Source organism: Enterobacter sp. QK-SA4, assembly GCF_056856775.1.
The window spans coordinates 1,154,670-1,170,004 of the sequence record NZ_JBXFXH010000007.1 but is presented as its reverse complement, the minus strand read 5'-3'; the positions used below and the strand labels follow the sequence as shown (position 1 = coordinate 1,170,004).

Annotated in this window: 19 protein-coding genes and 1 other annotated feature; of the genes, 9 read left to right on the top strand and 10 right to left on the bottom strand. The window is 54.1% G+C overall.

Annotation, left to right across the window (positions count from 1 at the left end; all coding sequences use genetic code 11):
• Positions 1-50: 50 nt before the first annotated feature.
• From bamD to pheA, 4 genes are all read left to right on the top strand, one after another.
• Positions 51-788, top strand: a complete 738-nt coding sequence (gene bamD, locus AC1VYI_RS07260; RefSeq protein ID WP_023308867.1) for an outer membrane protein assembly factor BamD — start codon at positions 51-53, stop codon at positions 786-788.
• Positions 789-1,056: 268 nt separating this feature from the next.
• On the top strand, positions 1,057-1,398 hold the full coding sequence (gene raiA, locus AC1VYI_RS07255) for a ribosome-associated translation inhibitor RaiA (RefSeq protein WP_003863162.1): 342 nt from the start codon (positions 1,057-1,059) through the stop codon (positions 1,396-1,398).
• A 110-nt stretch (positions 1,399-1,508) separates the two neighbouring features.
• Positions 1,509-1,634, top strand: a sequence feature (Phe leader region).
• Positions 1,510-1,557, top strand: coding sequence for a pheA operon leader peptide PheL (gene pheL, locus AC1VYI_RS07250; RefSeq protein WP_100249759.1), 48 nt, complete (start codon positions 1,510-1,512; stop codon positions 1,555-1,557). (Overlaps the previous feature by 48 nt.)
• 30 nt (positions 1,635-1,664) lie before the next feature.
• Complete coding sequence (pheA, locus tag AC1VYI_RS07245) at positions 1,665-2,825, top strand: bifunctional chorismate mutase/prephenate dehydratase (RefSeq protein ID WP_023308868.1); 1,161 nt, start codon at positions 1,665-1,667, stop codon at positions 2,823-2,825.
• On the opposite strand, the gene AC1VYI_RS07240 is transcribed toward pheA, so the two are convergent.
• From AC1VYI_RS07240 to aroF, 3 genes are read right to left on the bottom strand one after another with little or no spacing between them, the layout of a single operon-like run.
• Complete coding sequence (locus tag AC1VYI_RS07240; protein ID WP_134867257.1) at positions 2,822-3,694, bottom strand: SMP-30/gluconolactonase/LRE family protein; 873 nt, start codon at positions 3,692-3,694, stop codon at positions 2,822-2,824. The genes pheA and AC1VYI_RS07240 overlap by 4 nt on opposite strands.
• A 60-nt stretch (positions 3,695-3,754) precedes the next feature.
• Positions 3,755-4,876: a bifunctional chorismate mutase/prephenate dehydrogenase gene (gene tyrA, locus AC1VYI_RS07235; RefSeq protein WP_023308870.1), complete on the bottom strand. Its 1,122-nt coding sequence runs from the start codon at positions 4,874-4,876 to the stop codon at positions 3,755-3,757.
• Positions 4,877-4,886: 10 nt separating this feature from the next.
• Positions 4,887-5,957: a 3-deoxy-7-phosphoheptulonate synthase AroF gene (aroF, locus tag AC1VYI_RS07230; protein WP_023308871.1), complete on the bottom strand. Its 1,071-nt coding sequence runs from the start codon at positions 5,955-5,957 to the stop codon at positions 4,887-4,889.
• A 214-nt stretch (positions 5,958-6,171) separates the two neighbouring features.
• On the opposite strand from aroF, the gene AC1VYI_RS07225 reads away from it, so the two are divergent.
• The 4 genes from AC1VYI_RS07225 (at position 6,172) to AC1VYI_RS07210 (ending at position 8,946) form a co-directional block, all read left to right on the top strand.
• Complete coding sequence (locus tag AC1VYI_RS07225; protein WP_045357469.1) at positions 6,172-6,546, top strand: DUF2799 domain-containing protein; 375 nt, start codon at positions 6,172-6,174, stop codon at positions 6,544-6,546.
• Between the two features lie 137 nt (positions 6,547-6,683).
• Positions 6,684-7,235: a regulatory sequestration protein YfiR gene (gene yfiR, locus AC1VYI_RS07220; RefSeq protein ID WP_198921854.1), complete on the top strand. Its 552-nt coding sequence runs from the start codon at positions 6,684-6,686 to the stop codon at positions 7,233-7,235.
• Positions 7,228-8,448 (top strand): diguanylate cyclase DgcN/YfiN, encoded by a 1,221-nt coding sequence (gene dgcN, locus AC1VYI_RS07215; protein WP_063408306.1) that lies wholly within the window; start codon positions 7,228-7,230, stop codon positions 8,446-8,448. Before yfiR ends, dgcN begins: the two co-directional genes overlap by 8 nt.
• A 12-nt stretch (positions 8,449-8,460) precedes the next feature.
• Positions 8,461-8,946 (top strand): OmpA family protein, encoded by a 486-nt coding sequence (locus AC1VYI_RS07210; protein WP_023308875.1) that lies wholly within the window; start codon positions 8,461-8,463, stop codon positions 8,944-8,946.
• Between the two features lie 2 nt (positions 8,947-8,948).
• On the opposite strand, the gene AC1VYI_RS07205 is transcribed toward AC1VYI_RS07210, so the two are convergent.
• From AC1VYI_RS07205 to ffh, 7 genes are all read right to left on the bottom strand, one after another.
• On the bottom strand, positions 8,949-10,319 hold the full coding sequence (locus AC1VYI_RS07205) for a PepSY-associated TM helix domain-containing protein (RefSeq protein WP_134867256.1): 1,371 nt from the start codon (positions 10,317-10,319) through the stop codon (positions 8,949-8,951).
• Between the two features lie 39 nt (positions 10,320-10,358).
• Complete coding sequence (locus tag AC1VYI_RS07200) at positions 10,359-10,763, bottom strand: DUF2946 domain-containing protein (RefSeq protein ID WP_023308877.1); 405 nt, start codon at positions 10,761-10,763, stop codon at positions 10,359-10,361.
• 132 nt (positions 10,764-10,895) lie between these two features.
• Positions 10,896-11,243, bottom strand: a complete 348-nt coding sequence (rplS, locus tag AC1VYI_RS07195) for a 50S ribosomal protein L19 (protein WP_002914145.1) — start codon at positions 11,241-11,243, stop codon at positions 10,896-10,898.
• Between the two features lie 43 nt (positions 11,244-11,286).
• Complete coding sequence (trmD, locus tag AC1VYI_RS07190; protein ID WP_134867255.1) at positions 11,287-12,054, bottom strand: tRNA (guanosine(37)-N1)-methyltransferase TrmD; 768 nt, start codon at positions 12,052-12,054, stop codon at positions 11,287-11,289.
• A 31-nt stretch (positions 12,055-12,085) separates the two neighbouring features.
• The gene (rimM, locus tag AC1VYI_RS07185) at positions 12,086-12,625 is read right to left on the bottom strand and encodes a ribosome maturation factor RimM (RefSeq protein ID WP_029741020.1); all 540 of its coding nucleotides are present in this window, start codon (positions 12,623-12,625) and stop codon (positions 12,086-12,088) included.
• Positions 12,626-12,640: 15 nt separating this feature from the next.
• A complete protein-coding gene (gene rpsP, locus AC1VYI_RS07180; protein WP_003863133.1) occupies positions 12,641-12,889 on the bottom strand; it encodes a 30S ribosomal protein S16 in 249 nt (82 codons plus the stop codon).
• Between the two features lie 116 nt (positions 12,890-13,005).
• The gene (ffh, locus tag AC1VYI_RS07175) at positions 13,006-14,367 is read right to left on the bottom strand and encodes a signal recognition particle protein (protein WP_014884878.1); all 1,362 of its coding nucleotides are present in this window, start codon (positions 14,365-14,367) and stop codon (positions 13,006-13,008) included.
• A 166-nt stretch (positions 14,368-14,533) separates the two neighbouring features.
• Between ffh and AC1VYI_RS07170 the strand changes: the two genes are divergently transcribed.
• On the top strand, positions 14,534-15,325 hold the full coding sequence (locus tag AC1VYI_RS07170) for a cytochrome C assembly family protein (protein WP_014884879.1): 792 nt from the start codon (positions 14,534-14,536) through the stop codon (positions 15,323-15,325).
• Positions 15,326-15,335 lie beyond the last annotated feature (10 nt).

The window sequence follows — 15,335 nt, the reverse complement described above, 5'->3', positions numbered from 1 at the left end:
GCAGGAACAGAGTTTCTCCCGGACAAACATTTGAGGAAAGTCAAAACGTCATGACGCGCATGAAATATCTGGTGGCAGCGGCCACGTTGAGCCTGGCTTTGGTGGGCTGCTCCGGTTCAAATGAACAGGTCCCTGACAATCCGCCGAATGAAATCTATGCGACTGCACAACAAAAGTTGCAGGACGGTAACTGGAAACAGGCGATAACGCAACTGGAAGCGTTGGATAATCGCTATCCATTTGGTCCGTATTCGCAGCAGGTACAGTTAGATCTCATCTACGCATACTATAAAAATGCCGATCTGCCGCTGGCTCAGGCAACCATCGATCGTTTCATGCGTCTGAACCCGACTCATCCTAACATCGACTACGTGATGTACATGCGCGGCCTCACCAACATGGCGCTGGACGACAGTGCGCTGCAGGGCTTCTTCGGCGTGGATCGTTCCGACCGTGACCCGCAGCATGCGCGTGATGCCTTCAATGACTTCTCCAAACTGGTGCGCGGCTATCCGAACAGTCAGTACGTGACTGACGCCACCAAACGTCTGGTGTTCCTGAAAGATCGTCTGGCGAAATATGAATACTCTGTAGCGGAATACTATACCCGCCGTGGCGCATGGGTTGCCGTTGTTAACCGCGTAGAAGGTATGCTGCGTGATTATCCGGATACCCAGGCAACGCGCGATGGCCTGAAGCTGATGGAAAATGCTTACCGTCAGATGCAGATGACCGCTCAGGCTGAAAAAGTGGCGAAAATCATCGCCGCGAACAGCAGCAACACCTGATATTGCCTCAATGCAAAACGGCAGCCCGAAGGCTGCCGTTTTTTTATTCATTTTAGCGCGTCGCTGAAGCGCTTAAGCCTCAACACATCCAGTCAACTATGGCCCCAATTTTTACCTTCGACAAGGTAAATCTCACTTCTTCCTGCCCAGCCTCACAAAAAAGATTCCCTGACAAAAACCGACAAAATAACGTGATCTAAATCACACATTTTGACATTAGGTCGGGTATGCTGGAATCACCAAGACGGAAAGACAAGAGGTAAAATTTATGACAATGAACATTACCAGTAAACAAATGGAAATTACTCCGGCAATCCGCCAGCACGTCGCAGACCGTCTCGCCAAACTGGATAAATGGCAAACTCATTTGATTAATCCACATATCATCCTGTCCAAGGAGCCTCAGGGTTTCATCGCTGACGCAACTATCAATACTCCAAACGGCCATCTGGTCGCCAGCGCAAAACACGAGGATATGTACACCGCTATTAACGATTTGATCAACAAGCTGGAACGGCAGCTCAATAAAGTGCAACACAAAGGTGAAGCCCGTCGCGCCGCAACATCGGTGAAAGACGCCAGCTTCGCGGAAGAAGTTGAAGAAGAGTAATCCTTTAAATTGAGTGTACCGCCAACGCGCCTTCGGGCGCGTTTTTTGTTTTTTATTGACAGGGTGAAAACAGTGCGGGTACTTTAACGGTATCAATCACAGGATGACTTTATGAAACTTACGCCGTTCTTCTTCGCATTCTTTTTTACCTTCCCCTGAACGGGAGGCATTTCGTCGTGTGATAAAGAATGCGAAGACGAACAACAAGGCCTCCCACACCGGGGGGCCTTTTTTATTGATAACGATAAAATGAGACAGACAACACTATGACACCGGAAAACCCGTTACTGGATCTGCGAGTAAAAATCAGCGCGCTGGATGAGAAACTGCTGGCGCTGCTGGCCGAACGCCGCGCGCTTGCCGTTGAAGTGGGCAAAGCCAAGCTGGACTCCCATCGCCCGGTACGAGATATCGACCGCGAGCGTGATCTGCTGGAACGTCTTATTCAGCTCGGCAAAGCGCATCACCTCGATGCCCACTACATCACCCGGTTGTTCCAGCTCATCATCGAAGACTCCGTTCTCACTCAGCAAGCGTTACTCCAGCAGCATCTGAACAAAACCAATCCGCACTCTGCGCGTATCGCCTTCCTCGGTCCGAAAGGCTCTTATTCTCACCTGGCCGCCCGTCAGTATGCCGCACGCCATTTCGAAGAATTTATTGAGAGCGGCTGCGCGAAGTTTGCCGACATATTTAATCAGGTTGAGACCGGCCAGGCGGATTACGCCGTCGTACCGATTGAAAACACCAGCTCCGGCGCTATCAACGACGTTTACGATTTGCTGCAGCACACCAGCCTGTCGCTGGTTGGCGAGCTGACGATCCCTATCGATCACTGCGTGCTGGTCGCCGGCTCAACGGACCTGAGCAAGATCGAAACGGTCTACAGTCATCCACAGCCGTTCCAGCAGTGCAGCCAGTTCCTGAACCGCTATCCGAACTGGAAAATTGAGTACACCGAAAGCACCTCGGCGGCGATGGAAAAAGTGGCGCAGGCTAACTCCCCAACCGTCGCCGCGCTCGGCAGCGAAGCAGGCGGGGCGCTGTATGGTTTACAGGTGCTGGAACGCAACCTGGCGAACCAGACGCAAAATATCACCCGTTTCGTGGTGCTGGCACGCAAGGCAATCAATGTGTCTGACCAGGTGCCGGCCAAAACCACGCTGCTGATGGCGACCGGCCAACAGGCCGGTGCGCTGGTTGAAGCCCTGCTGGTGCTGCGTAATCACAACCTGATCATGACCAGGCTGGAATCACGCCCAATCCACGGTAACCCATGGGAAGAGATGTTTTATCTTGATATCCAGGCCAACCTGGAATCTGCTTCCATGCAGAAAGCCCTGCGCGAACTGGGCGAGATCACGCGCTCCATGAAAGTGCTGGGCTGCTATCCGAGCGAGAACGTGGTCCCGGTTGACCCGGCTTAACGTTCGATGAATCGGCTTTTCTTCATCCCTGCCACGTTCACGGGCAGGGTGAAGATGCCGCCGGAGAGCGGATACTTCGCCACCTCGTCCGCATCCATATTTTCCCGCGTGGTGGTAATAAACAGCGTTTTCATGTCATCGCCGCCAAAGCAGACCATCGTCGGGCAACGCACCGGCATGCGGTATTCTTCCAGCTGCTCCCCTTGCGGAGAAAAACGCGCAATACGCCAGCCGTCAAACAGCGCGCTCCAGTAGCAGCCTTCCACATCCATGGCCGCGCCGTCCGGTATCCCTTCGCCCTCTTTAAACTGACGAAACACCTCGCGCCTGCCGGGTTCGCCCTGCTCATCAAGCGGCGTTCGGTAAATAACGCCATTTGGCGTATCAGAAGTAAACATCCATTGATTATCCGGGCTAAACGCTAAGCCGTTGTGGCCGTGAATATCGCACTGGATCACTTTCGGCGTCAGGTCGTTGTCGATGCGCATCAGCAGGGCACCGTTGTAATCTCCCGGCCCCCAAAACGTGCCCGCATAGAATCGCCCCAGAGAATCGGTGCCGCCGTCGTTAAAACGTGCGAGCTGCGGGTTAGAGGGGTTATCGCACACCTTGCGGCGCAGCAGGCCGTGTTTATCGGTCAGCCAGATACCCGTTCGCATCGCAACGATAAAACCACCCTGCTCTCGCAGCGCGAAACAGCCCACCTCCTCGTGAAAAGAAAGCACGGTGTGTTCCGCCGTTGGCAGATGGTAACGGTGGATCTCCCCTTCCAGAATATCAGCCCAGTAGAGCGCGTGCTCTTCTGCGCTCCACGTCGGGCATTCAGGCAGATGCCCGATGTAATTCAACAGCAGCTGCGGTTCGGCCATGACAGTTCCCCAAAATAAAAAAAGCCAGCAATGCTGGCTTTCAGTATATACATCATCGCATTACTGGCGACTGTCATTTGCCTGGCGCAACAGCGTCCGGCTCTCACTCTGGAAACGCTGAGCGTAATCGCCAAACCAGTGCTCGACCTTGCGGAAGCTGTCGATAAACGCCTGCTTGTCTCCGTGCTCCAGCAGCGTAATGGCTTCACCAAAGCGCTGATAGTAGCGCTTGATGAGCGCCAGGTTGTTCTCGGAGGACATAATAATGTCCGCGTAAAGCTGCGGATCCTGAGCAAACAGACGCCCGACCATCGCCAGCTCCAGACGATAGATAGGCGAAGAGAGCGCCAGAAGCTGTTCAAGCTGCACGTTCTCTTCCGCCAGATGCAGACCGTAGGCAAACGTCGCAAAGTGGCGCAGCGCCTGAATGAACGCCATGTTCTGATCGTGCTCGACCGCGCTGATGCGGTGCAGTCGCGCACCCCATACCTGAATCTGTTCCAGGAACCACTGATAGGCTTCCGGCTGACGACCGTCGCAGTAAACCACCACCTGCTTAGCCAGGCTGCCGCTGTCCGGTCCAAACATCGGGTGCAGACCCAGAACCGGGCCGGTATGCGCAGCCAGCATCGCCTGCAGCGGACCATTTTTGACGGAGGCCAGATCCACCAGGATACAGTCTTTCGGTAAAGGAGGAAGCTTTCCGACGATCTGCTCCGTCACGTGGATCGGCACGCTGACGATAACCATCCCGGCATCCTTCATGAGTTCCGGTGCCTGCGCCCAGTCCTCTTTTTCCAGAATGCGCACCTGATACCCAGAAAGCGTCAGCATTTTTTCGAACAGACGCCCCATCTGTCCCGCACCGCCGACAATCACCACCGGCCGCAGGGACGGGCAGAGGGTTTTAAAGCCTTTGTCGTTTTCGCTGGAATAGGATTCCCGCATCACGCGACGCAGAACATCTTCAATCAAGTCCGGAGAAACGCCCAGCGCCTGCGCCTCTTTACGACGGGAGGCCAGCATTGAGGCTTCGCGCTCCGGGACGTAAATCGGCAGGCCGTATTTGCTTTTCACCTCACCGACTTCGGCAACCAGCGCCATGCGGCGCGCCAGCAGGTCCAGCAGCGCCTTATCCACTTCATCAATTTGATCGCGCAGTGCGGTCAATTCAGCAACCATAACTAACCTCTTAAGCCAGACGCGTCGCCAGCTGGCCGTTCAAATCTTTGTGGATCTCACGCAGCAGCGCATCGGTGGTTTCCCAACTGATGCAGGCATCCGTCACGGAGACGCCGTGCTTCATTGCGCTACGCGGTTGTTCCGATGACTGATTGCCTTCATGAATGTTGCTCTCAATCATCAGACCAATAATCGAACGGTTGCCATCTTTGATCTGTGCGATCACGGATTCCGCAACCGCAGGCTGGCGACGGTAATCTTTATTTGAATTACCATGGCTGCAATCTACCATCAGTGCCGGGCGCAGTCCCGCCTGCTCCATCTCTTTTTCACACTGCGCCACGTCCGCCGGGCTGTAGTTAGGTGCTTTCCCGCCGCGCAGGATCACATGGCCGTCCGGGTTGCCCTGCGTTTGCAGGAGGCATACCTGGCCCGCCTGATTGATACCGACGAAACGGTGCGGCATCGCAGCAGCGCGCATGGCGTTGATTGCCGTCGCCAGGCTGCCATCGGTACCGTTTTTAAAGCCAACCGGCATCGACAGGCCAGACGCCATCTCGCGGTGGGTTTGCGATTCTGTGGTACGCGCACCAATCGCCGACCAGCTGAACAGATCGCCCAGGTACTGCGGGCTGTTCGGGTCCAGCGCTTCGGTTGCCAGCGGCAGCCCCATGCTGACCAGCTCCACCAGCAGGCGACGCGCAATCTTCAGGCCTGCTTCCACATCAAACGAGCCATCCATGTGCGGATCGTTAATCAACCCTTTCCAGCCGACGGTCGTACGTGGCTTCTCAAAATAGACGCGCATCACCAGATAGAGGCTATCGCTGACCTCCTCCGCTAACGCTTTAAATCGACGAGCATATTCTATGGCGGTTTCAGGATCATGAATGGAGCAAGGACCGCATACCACTAGCAGGCGCGGATCGCGGCCGGCGATAATGTCAGAAATGGTCTGGCGAGAGTGCTCGATCTGAGCCTCCTGCGCGACGCTCAGCGGAAATTCCGCTTTCAGTTGATCCGGAGTGATTAACACCTGTTCGTCAGTGATATGTACGTTGTTCAGCGCGTCTTTTTGCATGATGGCGATCCTGTAAAGCTCGTTTGCGATAGTTGTTTTCCTCAATGAGGTGAAACCACGATACCATAAAAAGTAAACATTTCAATCCAAAATACGTATACTTTACTTTACACATACCAATTTATTGCAAAAATAAGCCGATAAAAACGTAAACTTTAAATTACAGACAGGTTTTCTTTAGCCAGGCTATGCTGAAGAAAAAAGGAGAATGGCTATGCGTTCAATTGCTCTCGCGCTGTTGTCGCTGTTTTTAACCGGCTGTCAGATCAATCCTTATACCTTCCAGCCCGACTGGACCAGCCCATCCTGGTTTGATGCAGGCAAGGAAGACGCCATGAATGGCCTGCCGGTTAAAGATAACCAGTCCCTGGCCGATAGTTTTAACGACACACACGTTGATCGTAGCGAATATCTTCGCGGCTATGCTGACGGTCAGAAGAAAGTCTGCGAAGAAGGGTTTATTCACGCCTGGGGATTAGCCGGCAAATCTTTCCCTGCCAGTTGCGATACAGCCGAAAACGCGGCAAAACTGCGTGCGTCATGGCAGCAAGGGATGGATGAAAGTATGCGCTCCAGCAGACTGAATTAATCTAATTTCATCCACCGGAAAATAAACAACAGTAGGATTTAACTTAGGTCGGCCTCATGCTATTTCTGACATAATGACGGCCCTGATAAACAATGGTATTCTGCCCGCAACTCTTAAGGACATCTATTTCCAGAGCGATGTGGCGGATTCTGGTGAGAAATTTATTCTTGATCTCTTTTTTCCGACTCACTCTGGTGCTAACGCTGTTCCTTATGGTGGGCCCTGTGGCGGCAGGCACGCTTACGGAAACGGATAAATCGGTACGCTCGATTGTCTCAGGCATTGTGAGCTATACGCGATGGCCGTCACTTTCCGGGCAGCCTAAACTCTGCGTCTACGCCACTTCTCACTATACGCACGCCCTCAGCGGCGATGAGGGGCATAGCGAGTTACCTTATACTCCCGTTATTGTACGTAACGATCAGGAAGCCCTGGCCGCGACGTGCGATGCGATCTATTTCGGGTCTGAATCACCGGCAAAACAACTTGAATTAATAAGTCAATATCAGGGCAGAGCGTTGCTATTAATCTCAGAGCAAAATCCGGAATGTGTAATTGGCAGTGCCTTTTGCCTGATAATCGATCGCGGCCAGGTACGGTTCGCCGTCAACCTGGATGCATTGACGCGCAGTGGCGTAAGAGTCAATCCGGATGTATTAATGCTTGCACGGAATAAGCAGCATGGATAAAGATTTCACTTCAACGCCACGTCCGACGTTTAAAAGAACGTTGAGGCGAAACAGCATGATAAGCGTCATCATCACGATGACGTTAATATGGCTGCTGCTCTGTTTTGCTTCCGTCGTGACGTTAAAACAATACGCGCAAAAGAATCTCGAATTAACCGGCGCAACAATGAGCCACAGCCTGGAAGCGTCGCTGGTGTTCAACGACTCGCTGGCGGCCAACGAAACGCTGGCCGCCCTGGGCAAACAGGGCCAGTTTGCCGTGGCCGAGGTTATTAACGCGCATAAAAAGCGGTTTGCCTACTGGTCGTGGAACCCGGCGGACAACAACGATACGCTGGGCGCACTGGTCAGCCGCTGGCTTTTTCCCGTACCGGTTGCGCAGCCCATCATGCATAACGGCGCAACGATCGGCGAAATTCGCCTTACCGCGCGTGACAGCCTGATCGGCCATTTCATCTGGATGTCGTTTGCCGTACTGACCGGCTGCATTCTCTTTGCCGCCGTGGTCGCGCTCATCATTACCCAGTCTTTGCATCACGGGATGGTCACGGCCCTGCAGAACATTACCGACGTGGTGCATGACGTACGCACGAACCGCAACTTCTCCCGCCGGGTGAAAGACGGCCGTATCGAAGAGTTTCACCAGTTTGGTGAGGACTTCAACAGCCTTCTGGATGAGATGGAGGAGTGGCAACTCAAGCTCCAGGCGAAAAACGCCCAGCTGCTGCGTACCGCCATGCACGACCCGCTCACCGGTCTTGCCAACCGCGCGGCGTTTCGTAACAGCATTGCGGCCTTAATGAACGACCCTTCTGCCAAAACGAACTCGGCCCTGCTCTTCCTCGACGGTGATAATTTTAAGTTTATTAACGACACCTGGGGACATGCGGCAGGAGACTGCGTGCTGATTGAAGTCGCCAGCAGGATGATGGAGTTTGGCGACAAACGTCACCAGGCATACCGCCTTGGCGGGGACGAATTTGCCATGGTGCTGTACGGCGTGCACTCTGAGCTTGAGGTTCAACATATTTGTGCTGCGCTATCGCAGCAGTTTATCCGTCCGTTTGATCTTCATAACGGACAAAAAGCATCGATGTCACTCAGCATTGGCTTTGCTCTGGCGTGGGAAAATGCTTCCGTGGAAGCATTACTGGAGAGGGCTGACCGCAACATGTACCAGGTGAAAAACCAGCGTACGAAAACAACAAGTTAGAAGGGATACACTATGTTAAAACGTTACTTCGCGCCGATAGTTCTGGCCTCACTGGTTCTGGCAGGCTGTCAGTCGCCGCCGGAAGGTAAATTTACTCCTGAGCAAATTTCGGCGATGAAGTCTTACGGTTTTAACGAACTGAACGGTGACTGGTCGCTTGGCATGTCGGACACCATCCTGTTTGATAAAAATGACGCCAGACTGCGCCCGGAAAGTGAAACGCAGATCCAGTCCATGGCCTCTCGCCTGGCGGAAACCGGCCTGAACCACGCGCGAATGGACGGTCACACGGATAATTACGGGGAAAAAAGCTACAACGAAGCGTTGTCGTTAAAACGCGCCAATGCCGTGGCCGATGCCTGGGCGAAGGGCGCAAATATCCCGCGCAGCAACCTCACCACGCGGGGGTTAGGTCAAAAATACCCGGTTGCGAGCAACAGTACCCCGCAAGGGCGCGCTGAAAACCGCCGCGTCGCAGTGGTGATCAGCACGCCATAGGGTTATTTAGCGGAGGATTCGGCGAGCGTCACCCTGGTTGCCGCTCGCCAGCGCAGCCAGTCCACCAGAACAAACAGCGCCAGACTCACGCCCATGACCGGCAAGGCCAGCCCCAGCAGTATGCTGATTACCACCGTAACCCCTCTTCCCCATACTGACAGCGCCAGCCAGCTCTGACAAAGCGTCTGTACTGGACTCACTGCCGACCGTGCCGGACGACGCATCCACCACATCCGGTAACCCCAAATGATGAGCACGCACAGGGCGAGGCCGAACGCCACCAGCAGCAGCTGATTCACCAGCCCGAATAAGATCCCCATATGGAAATCCACGCCCCAGCGGGTCAGTTTTGCCATTAACGGGAAATCCTCGAAACGGGTTCTGTCCAGGACCTGCATCGTAGAAGGATCAACCGCAACGGCGTCCACCTGAGTCGGCCAGCTGCGATCGATTTCCGTCACGGTCCAGGCGCTATCCGCCGTTTTTGCCGGGCGGATCTCCAGCCTGTTGGCATCAATTCCTGCGTTACGGGCCGCGCTTAATACTCCGTCAAACTGCGTCAGATCCATCGCCATTTCCGGCATCATCATTCTGCCGTGATAACCCCGGTGTTCGGCATGCTCATCCACGCTCTCCTGTTGGCCGGAAAGCGTCGTGTTCACCTGCGGGGTGAGCCAGTTCATCTCTGCCCGCAGCTTATCGACGTTCCCGCCTGCCCATTGAGACCATGTCAGGCCGGTTGCAGAGAACAGCAACATTCCACCCAGCAGACTCCAGCCCAGCGTCACGTGCAGGCGACGACGATTCTGGAAGCGATTGTTGATCCGCCGTTTGGGTCGGGTATAAAACCACAGGGCAATACCGCCCAGCGCGGCAACCCACATCCAGGAGGCGGCAAGCTCGCTGTAGAGCCGGCCCACGTCGCCCAGCATCAAAGAGGTATGCAGGTAATCAATGGTCTGACGCAGCGGTAAAATCCCGCTGGTGCCGTATACCGTCATATCTCCCAGCACCGCCAGGCTTACCGGATCAATAAAAATAGCCCGGTTCTCCGATGGCCCAAGCGTCGGGTCAGCAAACATCACGCGGGTAGTTTCGCCTTCAGCCAGCCCCGGACGCACGGCGTGCAAATGTAAATCTGAGCCAACGGTTTTTTCCGCCACGGCGATTTGCTCCGCCAGCGGCTGCAGCTCGCCTACGGAATTCGTGTGGAGCGCGTGCCGGTAGAGCGCATTCTCCAGCTGTGGAGTCGCCACATATAGCGTACCGGTCAGCGCGGCAAAGAAGATAAACGGACCAACAAAAATCCCGACGTAGAAATGGAGGCGACGCAGCAGGTTTCCCCATGCCGCGCGCGGAGTGCAGGTAGTCATACTTTTCCTTTTTAAGGCAGTAAGTTATCGATTTATTTTTTAAAGGGAAAAAGCAGACTGCCGCGGCGGCGCGCGGGTATCAGGGTAAAGCCAGGGGAAAAAGTGCCAGTGACTGACCGCCTGGCGCGGCGGCTTAACGCGAAGCCTCTGCAGCACCGCGCTGAGCAGGACGATCAGCGCCAGCATCACGCCAGGGACATGCGCTAACAGCACGCAGTAGCCGCACGCTTCCGCATGGTCGACAGGCATCGTGTGCGGCATATCGCCGTGATGCTCGTCCATCGACATCATGCTCATGTCATGATGCATGCCCGGCATGGCGCTCATGGGATCTTTCTGCAAGGAAACGGAGATAAGCGGCGCTACCACGATCAGCAGGATCGCAAACAGCGCGGTCAATGCCGCTGCGCGTTTCCGGTTAGGCTGATGCAGTACGTTATCCACTTCCCCTCCATTCAAGAGGCAAGCATTGTAAATGATTTACGACAAAAGGGTTAACGTGAGAAATGCGCAGGGATAAAAAAAGGGCCAGCCTTTCGGCCAGCCCTTTCTAACAGGATGTCGCTTAAGCGAATCTTAGTTCAGACGCTCTTTAATACGAGCAGACTTACCAGTACGCTCACGCAGGTAGTACAGTTTAGCTTTACGTACAGCACCACGACGTTTAACAGCAATGCTGTCAACTACCGGAGAGTGAGTCTGGAAGACACGCTCAACGCCTTCGCCGTTGGAAATTTTACGAACAGTGAATGCAGAGTGCAGACCGCGGTTACGAATAGCGATAACCACGCCCTCGAATGCCTGCAGACGTTTTTTGGAACCTTCAACAACCCATACTTTCACTTCCACGGTGTCACCTGGACGGAAGGAAGGTACGTCCTGCTTCATCTGCTCTTGTTCAAGTTGCTTAATAATGTTGCTCATAATTTAATCTCTTATCCTGGGTAAACTGATATTCGGGAGTGTATTACGCATTCCCATCATGTTCATGCTGCTGGTGCGCGTGTTCTGTTTTGAACTCGGCCAGCAACTTTGCTTGCTCTTCAGTCAGAGCCAGGTTTTCCAGAAGTTCAGGTCTTCTAAGCCAGGTTCGGCCCAGCGACTGCTTCAAACGCCAGCGACGTATTTCGGCATGGTTTCCAGACAGTAACACCGCCGGTACTTCCATCCCTTCTAACACTTCAGGACGAGTATAGTGTGGACAGTCCAGCAACCCATCGGCAAAGGAATCTTCCGTTGCCGAAGCTTCATGGCCCAGAACCCCCGGAATGAACCGGGAGACGGAGTCAATCAGCGTCATTGCGGGTAACTCACCACCGCTGAGAACGTAATCCCCGATAGACCATTCTTCGTCAATCTCGGTTTGAATTACGCGCTCATCTATCCCTTCGTAGCGCCCACAGACCAGAATCAGCTTTTGATTCGTCGCCAGTTCGCTCACGCCCGCTTGATCAAGCTTGCGTCCCTGAGGTGAAAGATAAATCACCTTTGCGCCTTCACCTGCCGCGGCTTTTGCTGTGTGAATGGCGTCCCGTAAGGGTTGCACCATCATTAGCATCCCCGGTCCGCCGCCGTAAGGACGATCGTCCACGGTACGATGCCGGTCATGAGTAAAGTCACGAGGACTCCAGCTCTGGATGCTCAGCAGGCCATTCTTTACTGCCCGGCCAGTTACCCCGTAATCGGTAATCGCGCGGAACATTTCAGGAAACAGGCTAATTATGCCAATCCACATAGCGCCGTCTTTTACCGTTTATCCGGAGAATTTAAAAACCAGGATCCCAATCTACTTCAATGGTTTGAGTAGTGAGATCGACTTTCTTGATAACCTGTCCATCGAGGAACGGAACCAACCGCTCCTTGATGCCAAATGCATCTTTCAGGTTTGCCTTAATGACGAGAACGTCATTTGACCCGGTTTCCATCATATCGATGACTTTCCCCAGGCTGTAGCCTTCGGTAGTGACTACCTGGCAACCCATAAGGTCTTTCCAGTAGTAGTCGCCCTCTTCCAGCTGTGGCAACTGCGACGAATCCACGACAATTTCACAATTAGTCAGTGCATTCGCAGCATCACGATCGTCAACGCCTTTCAGCTTGATGATGATGTCCTGATTGTGGTGACGCCAGCTTTCCAGCTCGACCTCTTCCCACTTACCGCCTTTCTGGATAAACCAGGGCTGGTAATCAAAAATGCTATCAGCGTCTTCAGTGGAGGAAAACACTCTGAGCCAACCACGGATACCGTAGCAAGAACCCATTTTTCCCAATACGATCGGTTCAACAGGTGCTTTATTGCTCATCATGACCACCGTGACAGATTAAGCTGCTTTGTTTGCTGCTTTGATCAGCGTAGCAACGCGATCGGAAACAGTAGCGCCCTGGCCAACCCAGTGAGCGATACGATCCAGATCCAGACGAGTTTCTTCTTCTGCGCCAGCGGCCAGTGGGTTGAAGAAACCAACGCGCTCGATGAAGCGACCGTTGCGTGCATTACGGCTGTCAGTTACAACAACCTGGTAGAACGGACGCTTTTTAGCGCCGTGACGAGCTAAACGAATAGTTACCATAACATCCTCTTGTGTGAATAAAACAACCGGGCCCCATCGAGGAACGGAGCCCGGGTGTCATATTAAAAGCCCGAAAATTTTACTCATTTTCGGGCAAAAAGCAATCTCAAAAGCGATTAACGCCCTGGAAAACCGGGTGGCATCATGCCTTTCATGCCGCGCATCATCTTCGCCATGCCGCCTTTCTTCATTTTCTTCATCATGCGCTGCATGTCGTCGAACTGTTTCAGAAGGCGGTTAACGTCCTGCACCTGCATGCCGCAACCGGCTGCGATACGGCGTTTACGGGAACCTTTGATGATGTCCGGGTTAGCGCGCTCTTTGAGGGTCATCGAGTTGATGATCGCCTCCATACGCACCAGCACCTTGTCATCCATCTGCGCTTTCACGTTGTCAGGGATCTGGCCCATGCCCGGCAGTTTGCCCATCAGGCTGGCCATGCCGCCCATGTTTTTCATCTGACGCAGCTGCTCAAGGAAATCGGTGAGATCGAAACCGTCGCCTTTTTTCAGCTTGCTGGCCAGCTTCTCGGCCTGCGCGCGGTCAACCTTGCTCTCGATATCTTCGATCAGCGACAGCACGTCGCCCATGCCGAGGATACGGGAGGCAATACGATCCGGGTGGAACGGCTCGAGCGCTTCAGTTTTCTCGCCCACGCCGAGGAATTTAATCGGCTTACCGGTGATGTGACGAATGGAGAGCGCCGCACCGCCGCGGGCGTCACCGTCCACTTTGGTCAGCACCACGCCGGTTAACGGCAGCGCTTCATTAAACGCTTTTGCGGTATTCGCCGCATCCTGACCGGTCATGGCATCGACAACGAACAGGGTCTCTACCGGGTTGATAGAGGCATGCACCTGCTTGATCTCGTCCATCATCGCTTCGTCAACGTGCAGACGACCGGCGGTATCCACCAGCAGCACGTCGTAGAATTTCAGCTTAGCTTCTTTCAGCGCCGCGTTAACGATGTCGACAGGCTTCTGCGCCACGTCGGACGGGAAGAAATCTACGCCGACCTGCTCGGCCAGGGTTTCCAGCTGTTTGATCGCCGCCGGGCGATAGACGTCCGCAGAGACCACCAGCACTTTCTTCTTGTGCTTTTCACGCAGGAATTTACCCAGCTTACCGACGCTGGTCGTTTTACCCGCACCCTGCAGGCCCGCCATCAGCACCACGGCTGGCGGCTGAGCCGCCAGGTTAAGCACCTGGTTCTCTTCGCCCATCGCCGAAACCAGTTCATTACGAACGATTTTGACGAATTCCTGGCCCGGGGTCAGGCTCTTGTTAACTTCATGACCAACCGCCTTCTCTTTTACGCGGTTGATAAAATCACGAACAACCGGCAACGCGACGTCTGCTTCCAGCAGCGCCATGCGCACTTCGCGCAGCGTTTCCTTGATGTTCTCTTCAGTAAGGCGTCCGCGGCCGCTGATGTTGCGCAGCGTGCGCGACAAACGATCGGTTAAATTATCAAACATTGTCTCTCGCCTGAGTAGAAACGTTGGGCCGCCATGGGCGACACATACACAGAATTTTGCCGGAGTATAACATGAAGGCGCCTTTGTTGTTATGCAACGGTTGGAGCAGGCGTCACGTAACGTTATACTGCTTCTCTTTCTTATTAAGACAACTGTCGATGCCTATATGCCTGTTTTCGCACTGATCGCCCTTGTTGCCTACTCTGTCAGCCTCGCGCTGATCGTTCCCGGCCTGCTGCAAAAAAACAGCGGCTGGCGGCGCATGGCTATTCTTTCCGCGGTAATCGCACTGATTAGCCACGCGTTTGCGCTGGAATCACGCATCATTCCCGGCGACGGCAGCGTGCAAAACCTGAGCGTCCTCAACGTCGGCTCGCTGGTCAGCCTGATGATCTGTACGGTAATGACCATCGTCGCGTCTAAAAATCGCGGCTGGCTGCTGCTGCCGATTGTCTATACCTTCGCGCTGATCAATCTGGCCCTCGCCACCTTTATGCCTAATGAATTCATTACGCATCTGGAGGCCACCCCGGGGATGCTGGTCCATATCGGCCTGTCGCTCTTTGCCTACGCGACGCTGATCATCGCCGCGCTTTACGCCATGCAGCTCGCCTGGATTGACTACCAGCTGAAAAACAAAAAGCTGGCGTTTAATCATGAGATGCCGCCGCTGATGGTCATTGAGCGTAAGATGTTCCATATCACCCAGGTGGGCGTGGTGCTGCTGACGCTCACGCTCTGCACGGGCCTGTTTTACATGAAGAACCTGTTCAGCGTGGAGAATATCGATAAAGCGGTGCTCTCTATCATCGCGTGGTTTGTCTATATTGTCCTGTTATGGGGCCATTATCATGAAGGCTGGCGCGGTCGTCGCGTGGTCTGGTTCAACGTCGCGGGTGCGGGCATTCTCACCCTTGCCTATTTTGGCAGCCGCTTCATACAGCAATTTGCTGGCTAAGTAACAAAAG